This window comes from Massilia sp. HP4 (assembly GCF_005222695.1).
Taxonomy (GTDB): domain Bacteria; phylum Pseudomonadota; class Gammaproteobacteria; order Burkholderiales; family Burkholderiaceae_D; genus Telluria.
In genome coordinates, this window is the sequence record NZ_STGG01000042.1 from 1 (window position 1) to 14271 (window position 14271).

Consider the following 14271-nt stretch of genomic DNA (forward strand, 5'->3'; position numbering starts at 1 on the left):
GCGTCGATCTGGTCCGCCACGCCGGGCCGCAGGTGCAAGCCCAGCTTGGTGCGGCGCCACAGCACATCGGTCGCATCCATCGCCCATTCATGCGCCATCAGGTAACGCAGCTCGGCCTCATGCAGGCCCGGCGCCACCTCGGCGCCCAGGTCAGGCAGCGCCCGGCAGCCGTCCAGCAACACTTCCACCCGCGTTCCATAGGCACGCGCATAGCGCAGCGCCAGCGGCTTGGGCAGCCAGGCATGGCGCCGCTGCAGCGCCGCCACCCAGCGGTCGAATTCGAGCACGCCGCGGCTGTCGGGCTGCGGCCCGAACAGGTCGCCGCCAGGCAGCACGGCGTTTGCGGTCCAGGCGCCGCCCGGCGCCTTGCCCAGCAACGGTGCGATCCAGTCGACGGCTTCCTCGGCCAGCTTGCGGTAGGTCGTGATCTTGCCGCCGAAGACGGACAGCAGCGGCGGACCATCGGCGTCGCGCTCCAGATAATAGTCGCGCGTGGCCGCCGCCGCGCTGGTGGCGTCGTCTTCGAGCAGCGGCCGCACGCCCGAATAGCTCCACACCACGTCGCTCGGCGCCAGCTGACGCTTGAAGTAGCGGTTGGCCAGCTCGCACAGGTAACGCGTCTCGCCCTCGCCGATCGCGGCCGTGCCTGGGTCGCCTTCGAAATCGAGGTCGGTGGTGCCGACCAGGGTGAACGTTTCTTCATAGGGAATCGCGAACACGACCCGGCCGTCGGCATGCTGGAACAGGTAGGCGCAGCCGTGCTCGAACAGGCGCGGCACGACGATATGGCTGCCCTTGATCAGGCGCAGCGCGCGGTGCGGGGCCACGCGGTTGGCGCGCTGGGCGAAGCGGGCCGCCCATGGCCCGGTCGCGTTGACCAGGCCGCGGGCGCGCACGGCCAGTTGCGCGCCGCCCTGTTCGATACGCGCTTGCCAGTGCGCGGCGCGCCTGGTCACCTCGTCGCATGACGCATGGGTGAGCACCGTCGCCCCGCGTTCGTGGGCGTCGAGGGCATTGAGCACCACCAGCCGCGCATCGTCGACCCAGCCGTCGGAATAGGCAAAGGCACGCGAAAACTCGGGCTTGAGCGGCGCGCCGGCGCGGTGGCCGGCCAGCTCGATCGCGCTGGAAGCAGGCAGGAAGGCACGCGGCGCCAGGCGGTCGTAGAGGAACAGGCCGGCGCGGATCAGCCACGCCGGCCGTTGCCCGGGCACGTGCGGCATCACGAAGCGCAGCGGACGCATGATGTGCGGCGCGCTCTTGAGCAGGGTCTCGCGCTCGGCCAGCGCCTTGCGGACCAGGCCGAACTCGCGGTATTCGAGATAACGCAGGCCGCCGTGGATCAGCTTGCTGGAAGCGGACGATGTGTGGGCGCCCAGGTCGTCCTTCTCGCACAGAACGACCTTCAAGCCGCGCCCGGCCGCGTCGCGCGCGATGCCGGCGCCGTTGATGCCGCCGCCGACCACCAGCAGGTCGCAATCGATCGTCTTGTTCGCTTGCATATGCCTCCCTCACGGCATGACGCCATCCGGACCAGTGTAGGCAGCCGGGGGCGAACCAGCTTCGCCTGGCTCAATTATGCTGGGAATGGACGGGTCGATGTGTAAAATCGCCACATGCACATCCACCCGAAACAAGACCGGACCCGCGCCTGGGTCCGCATGCCCTCCGGCCGCCGCCTCGACCTGCTCGATCCAACGCCCCTCGACTGGGACGACGCCGACCTGGCGCTCGGCCTGGCCCGCACCTACCGCTGGGGCGGCCATTCGGCCTGGCCCCTGCCCCTGTCGGTGGCCCAGCATTCGATCTCGGTCATGCTGTTGCGCCGCGCCGCCGCGCCCGCGATCACGCCGCTCGAGGAATTGCGCGAACTGCTGCACGACGCCGAGGAAGGCCTGCTCGGCTTCGATGCGATTTCGGTCATCAAGCCCTTCCTGGGCGACGCCTTCCGCGCGCTCACCAAACGGCTGGAGCATATGGTATTTTTGCGCTACGGCCTGCCGGCCTGGGATACGCGCTCGCACGCCGCGCACAAGCGCGCCGACCGCCTGGCCGCCGCCACCGAGGCGGTGCACGTGGCCGGCTGGTCGCGCGAGGAAGTGCGGCGCACGCTCAAGATCCGGGCCGGGGTGCTGGCCGACGATCCGCTCGCCGCCCACTACGATTGCCGGCCGTGGGAGCCGTGGCCGCCGGCCGTGGCCTGCGAACGCTTCTTGCGCGAACTCGACCGGCTCAAGGACAGCGCCCATGCATGAGATCGCACGCGCCTGCGAATTGCTGAGCGAGGCCGACGGTCTCCTGATCGCGGCCGGCGCCGGCATCGGCGTCGATTCGGGCCTGCCCGATTTTCGCGGCAATGCCGGTTTCTGGAAAGCCTATCCGCCGCTGGCCGAGCGTGGCCTGCCGTTCAGGGAGATGGCCAATCCTGCGAGCTTCGCGCGCGATCCGCGCCAGGCCTGGGGTTTTTATGGCCACCGGCTGGACCTGTACCGGCGCACCGCGCCACATGCGGGGTTCGCGATCCTGCGCGCGCTGGGCGAGCGCATGCGGCATGGCAGCTTTGTGTTCACCAGTAATGTCGACGGCCAGTTCCAGCGCGCCGGTTTTGCGAGCGACCGGATCGCCGAATTGCATGGCACCATCCACCACCTGCAGTGCAGCCACCCCTGCGTCGATGCGACCTGGCCGGCCGACGGGGTCGAACCCGAGGTGGACCTGGCGCGCTGCGCGCTGACGTCTCCGCTACCGGCCTGCCCGCACTGCGGGGCGCTGGCGCGGCCGAATATCCTGATGTTCAACGATGTCGCCTGGGTCGATGCGCCGAGCGAGGCCCAGCTCGCCCGGCTGGAGGACTGGCGCGCCAGCGTGTCGCGCCTGGCCGTGATCGAACTGGGTGCCGGCACCGACCTGCCGTCGGTGCGCCGGTTTACCGAGTCGCAAGGCGTGCCCGCTATCCGTATCGACCCGCGCGAACACCGGATCGTGCGCGGCGTGGGACTTTCCATGGGCGCTTTGGCGGCGATGCAGGCAATCGCCCGGGAAATGGATATTACATACGGTTAATTTGAACACTAAGTGGCTGATTTCATTCAGTCTTTTGGCCTATCCACAAGAATTGTGGATAACTGTGTGGAAAAGCGCCACTTGACAAGCCGCAAGCGCAGTATTGATGCGGGTTTCAACAAAATGCCCGTTCTGAAGGCAAAAAAATACCCTCATAAAATCAGTCACTTGCACGTGCACCACTTCTGCGCGTTCATGTCATATGCGGCAAACTCCTACAAAAGTGGCGCATGGGGGATAAGTCGTCAATTTGCCCGCATCTGCCGTCATTTCCACGCGTTCCGGGCCCGGTCGCGCACCATCATGCGGACACTGTCGGGCATCGGCGTGCGCAGCTCGCGCTTGTCGGCGCTGAGCCAGGGAGATTCTTCGAAATGCTTGAGCATGACCGGGGTGATGAACCGCGTGCGCGCCGCATACACATGGCGGTCGCCCATGCTGGACTGCTGCTTGATGAAGAAGCGGTTCGGCACCACCAGGTGCAGGTTTTCGCGTGCCCGCGTCATCGCTACGTACAGCAGGCGCCGCTCTTCTTCGATGTCTTCCTGGCTGCCGGTCGCCATGTCCGACGGGATGCAGCCGTCGACCACGTTCAGCACGTGCACCGAGTTCCATTCTTGCCCCTTGCTCGAATGGATGGTCGACAGGATCACATAGTCTTCGTCGAGCAGCGGGGCGCCGGCGCGGTCGCTGGTCGCCTCGGGCGGGTCGAGCGTGATCTCGGCCAGGAAGCTCTCGCGGTTGCCGTAGCCGCCGGACAGCGCCACCAGTTGATCGAGGTCGGCCGCGCGTACCTGCGCATCGTCGTGCAGCCGCTCCAGGTGCGGCTGGTACCACTGGCGCGCCAGCTCGAGGTCGAGCGGCCAGGACAGGCCCGGCGTGCGCAGGCGCCGGTACAGCGCGCAAAACGCCACCCAGTCGGCCTTGCAGCGCGCCGGCACCGCAAAGGTGTCGAGCGCGCCGATGGGATCGTCGCTGCTGCCGGCTGCCTCGACGATCCGGGTGGCGGTCGCCTGGCCGATGCCGGGGATGAGCTGCAGCGCCCTGAAACCGGCCAGGCGCCCGCTCGGGTTCTGGGCGAAGCGCAGCAGCGCCAGCACGTCCTTGATATGGGCCGCCTCCAGGAATTTCAGGCCGCCGAACTTCACGAACGGGATATTGCGGCGCATGAGTTCGAGTTCGAGCGCGGCGCTGTGGCTGGCGGCGCGAAACAGCACTGCCTGCGATTTCAGGGTCACGCCGGCTTCGCGCTGCTCGAGGATGCGGTTGCAGACCCAGCGCGCCTGCTCGGCTTCGTCGGGGATCAGGACCAGTTGCGGCTTGACGCTCGACACCTTGTCGGTCCACAAGGTCTTGGCATGGCGCTCGAGCGCGGCGCCGATCACCGCGTTCGACGCGTCCAGGATAGTCTGCGTGGAGCGGTAGTTGCGCTCCAGGGTGATCAACTGCGCCGGCTGCGAGAACTGCTTCGGGAAATCGAGGATATTGCGCACCGTGGCGCCGCGAAAACCGTAGATCGACTGGGCGTCATCGCCTACCACCATCACGCCGCGGCCGTCGGGCTTCATGCCGGTGACGATCGCCGCCTGCAGGCGGTTGGTGTCCTGGTATTCGTCGACCAGCACGTGGTCGAACAGCGCGCCGAGCTCGAGCCCCAATACCGGATCGGCCGCCATCTCGGCCCAGAACAGCAGCAGGTCGTCGTAGTCGAGCACGTTCTGCTCCTGCTTGGCGTCGACGTAGGCGCCGAACAAGGTCTTGAGCTGGGCTTCCCACTCGCTGCACCAGGGGAAAAATGCCTGCAATACTACATCGAGCGGCTCGCGGCCGTTGACCACGCGCGAATAGATCGACAGGCAGGTGCCTTTCAGCGGAAAGCGCTTTTCAAGCTGGCCCAGGCCAACGTCGTGGCGCACCATCCCCATCAGGTCTTCGGAATCGCCGCGGTCGTGGATCGTGAACTGGGGGTCGAGGCCGATGCGGCCCGCGAACTCGCGCAGCAGGCGCGCGCCGATGCTGTGGAAGGTGCCGGCCCAGGGCAAGGTGATCTGTGATTGCGTGCCCCTGAGCCCGAACAGCCGGTGCAGCACGCCGCCGGCGCGCTGGGTCATCTCGGTGGCGGCGCGGCGCGAGAACGTCAGCAGCAGGATGCGCTGCGGATCGGCGCCGGACTGGATCAGGCGCGCCACCCGATGCGCCAATGTATTGGTCTTGCCGGAACCGGCGCCGGCCACCACCAGCAGCGGACGCGGCGCCGCCACGCCGACGTCATGCTCGACCGCCGCCCTTTGCTCGGGGTTGAGGCTGGCGAACGGGTCTTCGGTGGCGGGCTGATCGGCGACGGCGGACATGGGCTGGATCTGGAAAATGCCACACTGTACATTTATCCAGTCCCGAGCCGCAAGCGGAAAATGCGCCCTCCGCCGATGCTGTCAAAAGGTTATCGGAAATGACATCAGCCATGACCTCAGCATTCGCTGCCAAGTCACGGATCCGCAAGGCGTTTTTTGGATATCCACAAAGTCTGTGAATAAGTGTGTGGAAAAGCGGGGGCTTGACACGCTGGATGCGGCCTACCGTGCGGGTTTCAACAATTTGCCTATTGGGAAGGCAATCTCGTTTATGCTGAAAATCAAGGGTTTACGTGAAGTTGCCGTGAGCCCACACCGTATCTGCCATAAATAATTCGCCCATCGCATTTGTGCACAACCGGAGGACCTGCGCTCTCCTCAGGCGAGCGTCCGGCGGCGCCCAGGTTCGAGCAACACGCGCTCGATCACCTGCGCCCGCACCCCATGCGACTTGAGGTATTCGACGGCGGGCATGGTGCCGGAATCGCGCAGGGTGGCGATGCCATGCGACACGATGTCGCGCTGTCGGCTATTGCACCTGAGCTCGGATGAAGCGGCAAGGCAGTGGTTGATTTCCTGGGCGCGGAATGGGCTCATGGGGCGTATCTCCGGTGAGTGATGTCGCTGACGCACCACGAGTATTGGCGATGCCAGCTCGAAGTCAATGTCAAACCTGTATCAATACGCGAAAACCGTTTTTGTGGCCTGCGCTGCGCCACCTCACCCGCGTCCTCCCTACAATCGTCGGCAACCACCCCACGATGAGGACTACCATGCGCACCCAGACCGATCCCACCCTGAATCCCGGCGATGAAGCCGCCCCCGGCACCCCTGGCGCCGGCGAAGACATCTGCGACGCCTGCGCGGGCAGCGGCACCCTTGCCGACGGCAAGCCCTGCCCGCAGTGCGGCGGGACCGGCCGCGTGATGGAAGGCATCGGCGGCGGCTGAACGCCTATCCAGCGCGGGTACCTCGTGGACAGGACGCGGGCCGAGCGGCGATAATCGGCGGATGAGCGCTTCACCTTCCCCCGTTCCTCCCGATCTCCCTGTACCGCCAGCCACCGCCTTGCCCACGCCGGACCCCGAGCGCCCGCGGCCGGCCTCGCTGACCGACCTGTTCGTTTCATTCACGCTGATCGCCCTGCAGGGCTTCGGCGGCGTGCTGGCCGTGATCCAGCAGCAGGTCGTCGAGCGCAAGCGCTGGATGAGCAATGAGGAATTCATCGAGGAGTGGTCGGTAGCCCAGATCATGCCGGGCCCCAACGTCTGCAACCTGGCGATGATGATCGGCACCCGCCATTTTGGCCTGGCCGGCGCCATGAGCGCGCTGGCCGGCATCCTCACCGTGCCGCTGATCCTGGTGCTGTGCCTGGCCCTGGTCTACGCGCAGTTCTCGGCCCAGCCCCAGGTGCAGGGCGCGCTGCGCGGCATGGCCGCCGTCGCCGCCGGCCTGATCGCCGCCACCGGCCTGCGCATGTCGGTGGCGCTGTCGAACAACGTGATCCCGCTCGCCGCCTGCGTCGCGATCGCCGCCACCGGCTTCGTGCTGCTGGCCTGGATCCGGGTGCCGCTGGCGGCCGTCATCGCCGTGCTTGGCGGACTGGGCTGCGTGCTGGCCTGGCGCGGGCTCAAGCCATGAACGCGCCTGTGCTCGTGTTCGGCTGGCACGACTGGCTGAACCTGTTCGTCCATTTCCTGATGCTGTCCATGATGTCGCTGGGCGGCGCGATCTCGACCACCTCCGAGATGCAGCGCTACCTGGTCGAGCGCCAGGGCTGGCTGAGCCAGTCCCAGTTCGCCGATTCCGTGGCTTTAGCCCAGTCATCGCCGGGGCCGAACGTGCTCTTCGTGGCCCTGCTGGGCTGGCACGTCGGGCTCAACTCCGGCAGCATGACGGCGGCGCTGGGCGGGGTCGTGTTGTCGATGATCGGCATCATGCTGCCCTCGACCGTCTTTACTTACCAGGTGGCGCAATGGGCACACCGTAACCGCGCGCTGCGCGCCGTGCGCGCCTTCAAGCAGGGCATGGCGCCGCTGGTGATCGCCATGCTGCTGTCGACCGCCTGGCTGCTGGCGACCGGTGGCGGCAAGGGCGGCGAACACATGGACAACTGGCCCCTGTGGCTGCTGACGATCGCGAGCTGCCTCGTCATCTGGCGCACCCGCCTGCACCTGCTGTGGATGCTGGCGGCCGGCGCGCTGCTGGGGGCGCTGGGCGTGGTGTAGTTGGCAAGCTTTGTCGGTAGGCGGCATACTGGCGTCATTCCTGTTACCACGAACGACACGACAATGCCCCAACTCCTGAATGAACATGCCTGCTTCGGCGGGGTGCAGCGCTTCTACCAGCACGACTCGGCCGCGATCGGCTTGCCGATGAAGTTCTCGGTCTACCTGCCGCCGGCGGCGGGCGATAAGAAGCTGCCGGTGCTGTTCTACCTGGCCGGCCTGACCTGCACCGAAGAGACCTTCATGACCAAGGCCGGCGCCCAGCGCCTGGCAAGCGAACTGGGCATCATCCTGGTCGCGCCCGACACCAGCCCGCGCGGCGCCAATGTCCCCGGCGAAAACGACAGCTGGGACTTCGGCGCGGGCGCCGGCTTCTATCTCGACGCCACCCAGGAACCGTGGGCGCGCCACTACCGCATGCACAGCTATCTGCTGGAACTGCATGCGCTGGTGCTGGCGACCTTCCAGGCCGATCCGGCGCGGGTCGGCATCTTCGGCCACTCGATGGGCGGCCATGGCGCGCTGACCATGGCGCTGAAGCATCCAGACCTGTTCCGCTCGGTCTCGGCCTTCGCACCGATCGCCGCGCCGAGCCGTTGCCCGTGGGGCAAGAAGGCCTTCGGCGGCTATCTGGGCGCAGACGAAAGCAGCTGGCAGCAGTATGACGCCAGCGCCCTGATGGCACGCCACGACACGGCGCCCTTCCCTGGTGGCATCCTGATCGACCAGGGCCTGGGCGACAAGTTCCTGGTCGAGCAACTGCTGCCGGAAACCTTCGAGCAAGCCTGCGCCAAGGCCGGCCAGCCGCTCACGCTGCGCCGCCATGCCGGCTACGACCACGGCTATTACTTCATCTCGACTTTCGTCGAAGACCACCTGCGTTTCCACAGCCGCCAGCTCGGCTGATTGTCGGCGGCTCATCCTGTAACTCGTTTTGGTTCGTCACCGGACCATGTAGGGTTGGCAGCTTCGCTGCCGACGCGGTGATGGTTGTCGGTGCCGCTCTCGTTCCGGATGATCTTGCCGCCAACTATCACCGCGTCGGCGGCGTAGCTGCCGACCCTACGCATCATTCCTGACGGCAAAGGAACGACGCCCAGCTTCATCCCTGTGTATGCTGGAAGTTAACAACTTCATCATCATGCAACAGCTCGAACCATTCAAAGACCGCGGCGACGCGGGCCGGCAACTGGCGCAGGCGATGTCCCTTACCCACGCCGGCTACCGCGACGTGCTGGTACTCGCACTGCCGCGCGGTGGCGTGCCGGTAGCGGTACCGGTCGCCCAGGCGCTGCATGCCGAACTCGACCTGATGCTGGTACGCAAGCTCGGCCTGCCGAACCATCCTGAATTCGCGATGGGTGCGATCGGCAGCGGTGGCGTGCGCATCCTGCAGCCTGGCGTGCCAGGCCTGATGGGCGTCACCCAGCGCGAGGTCGATGCGGTCAGCGCCGCCGAGCAGGCCGAACTGGCCCGGCGCGAACGCCAGTATCGGGGCGCGCGGGCACCGGCGCTGCTCGACGGCCGCTGCGTCATCCTGGTCGACGATGGCGTCGCCACCGGCGCCACTATGCTGGCCGCGGTCGAAGTGGCGCGGCGCCGGCATCCGGCGCGGCTCGTGGTGGCAGTGCCGGTGGCAGCGCGCGACGCCTTCGAGGCGCTGTCCGTTGCCGCCGACGAAGTCGCCTGCCTCGCCTTGCCCGCGCGCTTTCGCGCCGTCGGGCAGTGGTACCGCAGCTTCGGGCAGACCACCGATGAAGAAGTGCAGTCCCTGCTGGCGCAGGCGTGGGCGCAGTCGCGCGACGCCGCCAGTCAACCCTACCCAAAGGAGCCGACATGAACGATACGAACAATGAACAAGCAACGAACGTAGGCAAGTGGATCGGCGCAGCAGTCGCAGGCGCATTGCTGATGTATGCATTCGACCCGGAACGCGGGGCCAAGCGCCGCGCCCACGCCCGCGGCGCCCTGCGCGATGCGCGCGACCGCACCGGTGACCGTCTTGAACATGCCTGGCACAACGCCGGCGACCGCCTCGATTCGGCGCGCGTGCGCGCCTCCGTCGCCGCGGCCCGTGCCGGCGAACGCCTGGCCGGCGCCGCCCATGCTGCGGGCGACCGCCTGGCCGAAGCCTCGCACCACGCGCGCGACCGCCTGGAGCACGCCCGCGAGCGCCTGGCCGACGCCTCGTACGAGGCGAAAGACCGCGCCAGCCACCTGGCCCACGAGGCCAAGGATCGCGCCAGGCACGCCGCCTACGAGGCGCGCGACCGCGCCAGCCATGCGGCGCACGACGCGCGCGAGCAGGCCGAATATGCCGCCGACAAGGCGCGCGACCGCGCGGACTACGCCGCCGAACGCGCCCGCGAACGGGCCGACCAGGCGCGCGAGCGCCTCGAACAGACCGCCTACAGCGTGAAGGCCGACGCCCGCTCGCGCTTTAACGCCGCCGGCAACCAGGTGCGCGAATGGACCGACCACCTGGCCCAGGCCTTCGGTTCGCACAGCCCGACGCTGGCCAATTCGGCCCTGCTGGGCACTGGCGCCCTGAGCGTGGTAGGCCTGGCGCGCCGCTCGCCGGTCGCCGCCCTGCTCGGCCTCGGCGCGCTGGCGGTGCTGCTGCGCAGCGACCGTGGCCGCCACCTGGTCGACTCGCTGCGCCAGCGCGGCGCGGCCAGCCAGGTCGACGTCGAAAATTCAATCCACATCGACGCGTCGCCCAGGGAGGTATTCGACGCCTGGTCCGAAGTCGAGAACTTCCCGCGCTTCATGTCGCACGTGACCGAGGTGCGCGACCTCGGCCACCGTCGCTCGCACTGGGTGGTGCGCGGCCCGGGCGGCCTGGAATACGCGTGGAATGCGGTCATGACCGAGCAGTCGCGTCCCGACCGCCTGTCGTGGCGCAGCGAACCGGGCTCGGAAATCGAGCAAGAAGGCACGGTGACCTTCGCGCCGTCGGGTAACGGCACCCGCGTCACGGTGCGCATGAGCTATTCGCCGCCGGCCGGCGCCCTTGGCCACGGCATTGCGCGCATGCTGGGCGCCGACCCGCAGCGCCAGATGGACGACGACCTGGCGCGCATGAAGGAGTTCATCGAACGCGGCGGCGCCCATTATGCCGGCCACCAATCGGCGCCGAGCCACAGCTTCATGCATTGATGTGGCCATCGTCACCAACGCCACCCTCGACGCGGTGCGCGCCAGTGCCCGCCCCCTGACCGGGGGCGCGGATGACTACGACGCACTGCTCGACATGGTCGGCAACGCCCGCTTCGTGCTGCTCGGGGAAGCCACCCACGGCAGCCACGAGTTCTACGCCGAGCGGGCGCGCATCACCCAGCTGTTGATCGAGAAAAAAGGCTTTACCGCGGTGGCGGTCGAAGCCGACTGGCCCGATGCCTGGCGCGTCAACCGCTATGTGCGTGGCGAAGGCGCCGGTGGTCCCCAGGACGGCGACGGCCGCGCCGCCCTCTCGGGCTTCGAGCGCTTTCCGGCCTGGATGTGGCGCAACACGGCGGTGCTCGACTTCGTCGAGTGGCTGCGCGCACACAACGACGGCCTCGCCGCCGGCGCCATCAAGACAGGTTTCTATGGCCTCGACCTGTACAGCATGTATACCTCGATCCACGAAGTGCTGCGCTACCTGGACGCGGTCGATCCGAACGCCGCACATGAGGCGCGCAAGGTCTATGCCTGCTTCGACCACTACGAGCGCGACAGCCAGCAATACGGCTATGAGGCCAGCTTCGGCATGTCGGCGTCGTGCCAGGAGGGCGTGCTCGACACCCTGCGCGCGCTGCAGCAGCGCGCGTTCGACTACGTGCAGGCTGACGGCGCCGACGACGCCTACTTCTACGCCCAGCAGAACGCGCGCCTGGTCAAGAACGCCGAAGAATATTACCGCACCATGTTCAAGGGCCGCATCTCGTCCTGGAACCTGCGCGACAGCCACATGGCCGAGACCCTGGACGCCGTGGCGGGCCACCTGTCGCAGGGCGGCAAGCCGGCCCGCATCGTGGTGTGGGAACATAACTCCCATATCGGCGACGCACGCGCGACCGAAATCGGCCGCCAGGGCGAATGGACGCTGGGCGAACTGGCGCGCAAGGCCCATGGCCAGGATGTCCTGTTGGTCGGCTTTACCACCTACGAGGGCCGGGTCACGGCGGCCTCGGAATGGGATGGCGAAGGCCAGCACAAGCACGTGCGGCCGGGCCTGCGCAACAGCTACGAGCACCTGCTGCACAGCACCGGCATCGAGCGCTTCTTCTTGCCGCTGCGCGAACCCTCCTCGGCGCGCGACGCGCTGATGGAAGAGCGGCTCGAACGCGCCATCGGCGTGCTGTACCTGCCGCGCAGCGAACGCCAGAGCCATTACTTCATGGCCCAGCTGCCGCGCCAGTTCGACGCCGTGATCCATATCGACCGCACCACGGCGGTGGAACCGCTCGATGCAGGCAGCGGCTGGCATTCGGGCGAGCCGCCGGAGACGTATCCGGACGGGTTGTAACGCAAGATTATCGGGTGTCGATCGGGCCGCCACCACCGACCGCATACCCATCCCGCCCATTCGCCTTGGCGACATACAAGGCCCCATCCGCCGCCGCCAGCAAGGCATCTTCGTCCTGCCCCTGCCGCCACAGGGCCACGCCCACGCTGGCCGACACCGCCAGCATCCCGGCGCCGGTCGCGAACGGCGCGCGCATCGCGGCCACGATCTTGGCGGCGATGCGCTCGGCTTCCGCGGCGCTGCCGATTTCTTCCAGGATCACCACGAACTCGTCGCCCGACAGCCGCGCCGGCGTGTCGCTGGCACGCACGCCGGCGCGCAGGCGCTCGCCGAATTCCTTCAGCACCTCGTCGCCCACGCCGTGGCCGTGGCTGTCGTTGATGCGCTTGAAATGATCGACGTCCAGGTAGGCCAGCGCCAGCGCCCGCTCGTGGCGCGCCGCGCGCGCCAGCGCCTGCTGCAGCGTCTCGTTGAAGCTGCGCCGGTTCGCCAGGCCGGTCAGGGTGTCGATGCGCGCCAGCCGGGTCAGCTGCTCCTCGACCTCTTTCACGTGCGTCATATCGTGCTTGAGCGCGTACACGCCGGCCACGCTGCCGTCGGGTTGCAGGTCGGGGATGTAGACACCCTCGAGCACCCGCGCCGCGCCCTGGAGCCGCAGCCGCATCTGGCAGGTGGTGGCGTGGCCGGCGAAGGCGCCTTCCAGGCTGCCGGCGCCCTGGCGCGCAGCATCCTCGCCCATCAGCTCGGCGATCGACATGCCGACCAGCCGCTCGGGCGTCACGCCGAACCAGCGCTCGAAGGTCGCGTTGCCGAAGCGAAAACGCTGGTCGCGATCGAGATAGGCGATCAGCACCGGCAGGTTGTCGGTGATCAGGCGCAGCCGCTTTTCGCTCGCCGCGCGCAGGCCCTCGGCGTTCTCGCGCTCGGCCATCAGCTGGTAGAAGGCATTGCCCAATTCGCCGATCTCGTCGCGCCGGGTGTCGTGCAGCACCGCGATGTCGGCGCCGTCGTGGCGGATCGCACGGATCCGGTCGCGCAGCCGCTGCAGTGGCGCCAGCAGCCGGAACACCACCGCCCAGGCCAGCACGCCCGAGGCCAGCGCCAGGCCGGTCGCGCCGAAGATGGCGTTGCGGCGCATTTCCGCGAGCGGGGCGAAGGCTTCCTCGGTAGGATAGCGGGCGCCCAGGATCCAGCCGGTGGTGCGCAGGCGCTGGTAGGCATAGATCGATGGCCGCCCATCGAGGCCGGCCGCCTCGACCCAGCCCTCGAAGCCGTCCAGGGCGCGGTCCAGTCCGGACGCCCCCAAGCCGATCGGCTGCGGCAGGCGGCGCGGGTCGGGATGGTCGATCATGGTGCCGTCGGGCGTCATCAGGAACAGGTAGCCCGAGGCGCCGGGCTTGAGGGCGCTGATCTGGCGCAGGAAGCCGGTCGCCTGCAGGTCCATGCTGGCGGTCAGTACGCCCGCCCGCTTGCCGCCGGCGTCGAACACGGGAGCGCTGATGATGACGATCTTGCGATTCGAGATGCGGCTCACGACCGGCCGCGACATGAAGCCGCGGCCGCTCTTCATGGGCCGCTCGAAGTACTCGAGCCCGGCCGCGTCGAGGCGCCGGTCATTTCCGAATGAACGCAGCGACACCACCTGCTGCCCGCGCGCGTCGAGCAGGATCAGGTTCAGGTATTCGTGTTCCCACATCGGCCCGCGCGCCTCCAGGATGCGCCGGATGGCCGCCGGATCGCCCGAGGCCTCTGGCGGCAGGCTGGCCGCCAGCGACTCCACCTGCGCCACGCGCGCCACGATGCGATCGTCCATGAACGACGCGGCGCTGGCCAGCATCGCATACTGCTGGTCGCCAATCACCGATTTCATGCCGCGCTCGGCCACCGCCAGGGAGGCCAGCGTGACGAGCAGGGTGGCCACGAGCACCAGGATCGCGGCGACGCAGGCCATGCGAAGCTTCAGGTTCGCCGGCATCAGGCGCAGACCGCGTGTAAGCATAAGAATATTGTCGACTGCAATGCGACAAAGTATTACATATCCACTCCGGCCGACCAAGGCACGTCTATCGCAAGCGGGCCATAAACTGTTCAATAGGCAACAGAGTATGGCTTGCAATAC

At 67.7% G+C, this 14271-nt stretch carries 14 protein-coding genes; 9 read left to right on the plus strand and 5 right to left on the minus strand.

Annotated elements, in window-relative coordinates; genetic code table 11:
• A partial coding sequence (gene glpD, locus E8M83_RS16235; RefSeq protein WP_137174388.1) for a glycerol-3-phosphate dehydrogenase occupies positions 1 to 1502 on the minus strand: 1502 nt, incomplete at its 3' end.
• 114 nt (positions 1503 to 1616) lie between these two features.
• On the opposite strand from glpD, the gene E8M83_RS16240 reads away from it, so the two are divergent.
• Both E8M83_RS16240 and E8M83_RS16245 read left to right on the plus strand, forming a co-directional pair.
• Complete coding sequence (locus E8M83_RS16240; RefSeq protein WP_229491570.1) at positions 1617 to 2255, plus strand: phosphohydrolase; 639 nt, start codon at positions 1617 to 1619, stop codon at positions 2253 to 2255.
• Positions 2248 to 3063, plus strand: coding sequence for a Sir2 family NAD-dependent protein deacetylase (locus E8M83_RS16245; RefSeq protein ID WP_137174389.1), 816 nt, complete (start codon positions 2248 to 2250; stop codon positions 3061 to 3063). The genes E8M83_RS16240 and E8M83_RS16245 overlap by 8 nt, the downstream gene beginning before the upstream one ends.
• A 266-nt stretch (positions 3064 to 3329) precedes the next feature.
• Here E8M83_RS16245 and E8M83_RS16250 read toward each other — a convergent pair whose 3' ends face one another.
• Together E8M83_RS16250 and E8M83_RS16255 are read right to left on the minus strand one after the other, a co-directional pair.
• Positions 3330 to 5414, minus strand: a complete 2085-nt coding sequence (locus E8M83_RS16250) for an ATP-dependent helicase (RefSeq protein ID WP_137174390.1) — start codon at positions 5412 to 5414, stop codon at positions 3330 to 3332.
• Between the two features lie 378 nt (positions 5415 to 5792).
• Positions 5793 to 6011, minus strand: a complete 219-nt coding sequence (locus E8M83_RS16255) for a hypothetical protein (protein WP_137174391.1) — start codon at positions 6009 to 6011, stop codon at positions 5793 to 5795.
• Between the two features lie 176 nt (positions 6012 to 6187).
• Here E8M83_RS16255 and E8M83_RS16260 point away from each other — a divergent pair, with 176 nt between their 5' ends.
• The 4 genes from E8M83_RS16260 to fghA all read left to right on the plus strand — a co-directional run bounded on the left by E8M83_RS16260 (position 6188) and on the right by fghA (position 8548).
• The gene (locus E8M83_RS16260) at positions 6188 to 6364 is read left to right on the plus strand and encodes a hypothetical protein (RefSeq protein WP_229491572.1); all 177 of its coding nucleotides are present in this window, start codon (positions 6188 to 6190) and stop codon (positions 6362 to 6364) included.
• Positions 6365 to 6425: 61 nt separating this feature from the next.
• Complete coding sequence (locus tag E8M83_RS16265) at positions 6426 to 7055, plus strand: chromate transporter (protein ID WP_137174393.1); 630 nt, start codon at positions 6426 to 6428, stop codon at positions 7053 to 7055.
• The gene (locus E8M83_RS16270; RefSeq protein WP_137174394.1) at positions 7052 to 7642 is read left to right on the plus strand and encodes a chromate transporter; all 591 of its coding nucleotides are present in this window, start codon (positions 7052 to 7054) and stop codon (positions 7640 to 7642) included. Before E8M83_RS16265 ends, E8M83_RS16270 begins: the two co-directional genes overlap by 4 nt.
• 63 nt (positions 7643 to 7705) lie before the next feature.
• Positions 7706 to 8548 carry an S-formylglutathione hydrolase gene (gene fghA / locus E8M83_RS16275; protein ID WP_137174395.1) on the plus strand — a complete coding sequence of 281 codons (843 nt, stop codon included), beginning with the start codon at positions 7706 to 7708 and terminating at the stop codon, positions 8546 to 8548.
• A gap of 11 nt (positions 8549 to 8559) precedes the next feature.
• On the opposite strand, the gene E8M83_RS16280 is transcribed toward fghA, so the two are convergent.
• Entirely contained in the window at positions 8560 to 8748 is a 189-nt protein-coding gene (locus E8M83_RS16280; protein ID WP_137174396.1) for a hypothetical protein, read from the minus strand.
• An 8-nt stretch (positions 8749 to 8756) separates the two neighbouring features.
• On the opposite strand from E8M83_RS16280, the gene E8M83_RS16285 reads away from it, so the two are divergent.
• Genes E8M83_RS16285 through E8M83_RS16295 form a run of 3 tightly spaced genes read left to right on the plus strand, consistent with a single transcriptional unit; the run spans position 8757 to position 12152 of the window.
• Positions 8757 to 9482 (plus strand): phosphoribosyltransferase, encoded by a 726-nt coding sequence (locus E8M83_RS16285; RefSeq protein WP_137174397.1) that lies wholly within the window; start codon positions 8757 to 8759, stop codon positions 9480 to 9482.
• Positions 9479 to 10801, plus strand: a complete 1323-nt coding sequence (locus E8M83_RS16290) for an SRPBCC family protein (protein WP_137174398.1) — start codon at positions 9479 to 9481, stop codon at positions 10799 to 10801. The genes E8M83_RS16285 and E8M83_RS16290 overlap by 4 nt, the downstream gene beginning before the upstream one ends.
• Position 10802: 1 nt before the next feature.
• Positions 10803 to 12152, plus strand: coding sequence for an erythromycin esterase family protein (locus E8M83_RS16295; RefSeq protein ID WP_170976840.1), 1350 nt, complete (start codon positions 10803 to 10805; stop codon positions 12150 to 12152).
• 7 nt (positions 12153 to 12159) lie between these two features.
• On the opposite strand, the gene E8M83_RS16300 is transcribed toward E8M83_RS16295, so the two are convergent.
• Complete coding sequence (locus E8M83_RS16300) at positions 12160 to 14151, minus strand: diguanylate cyclase domain-containing protein (RefSeq protein WP_137174400.1); 1992 nt, start codon at positions 14149 to 14151, stop codon at positions 12160 to 12162.
• Positions 14152 to 14271: the final 120 nt, after the last annotated feature.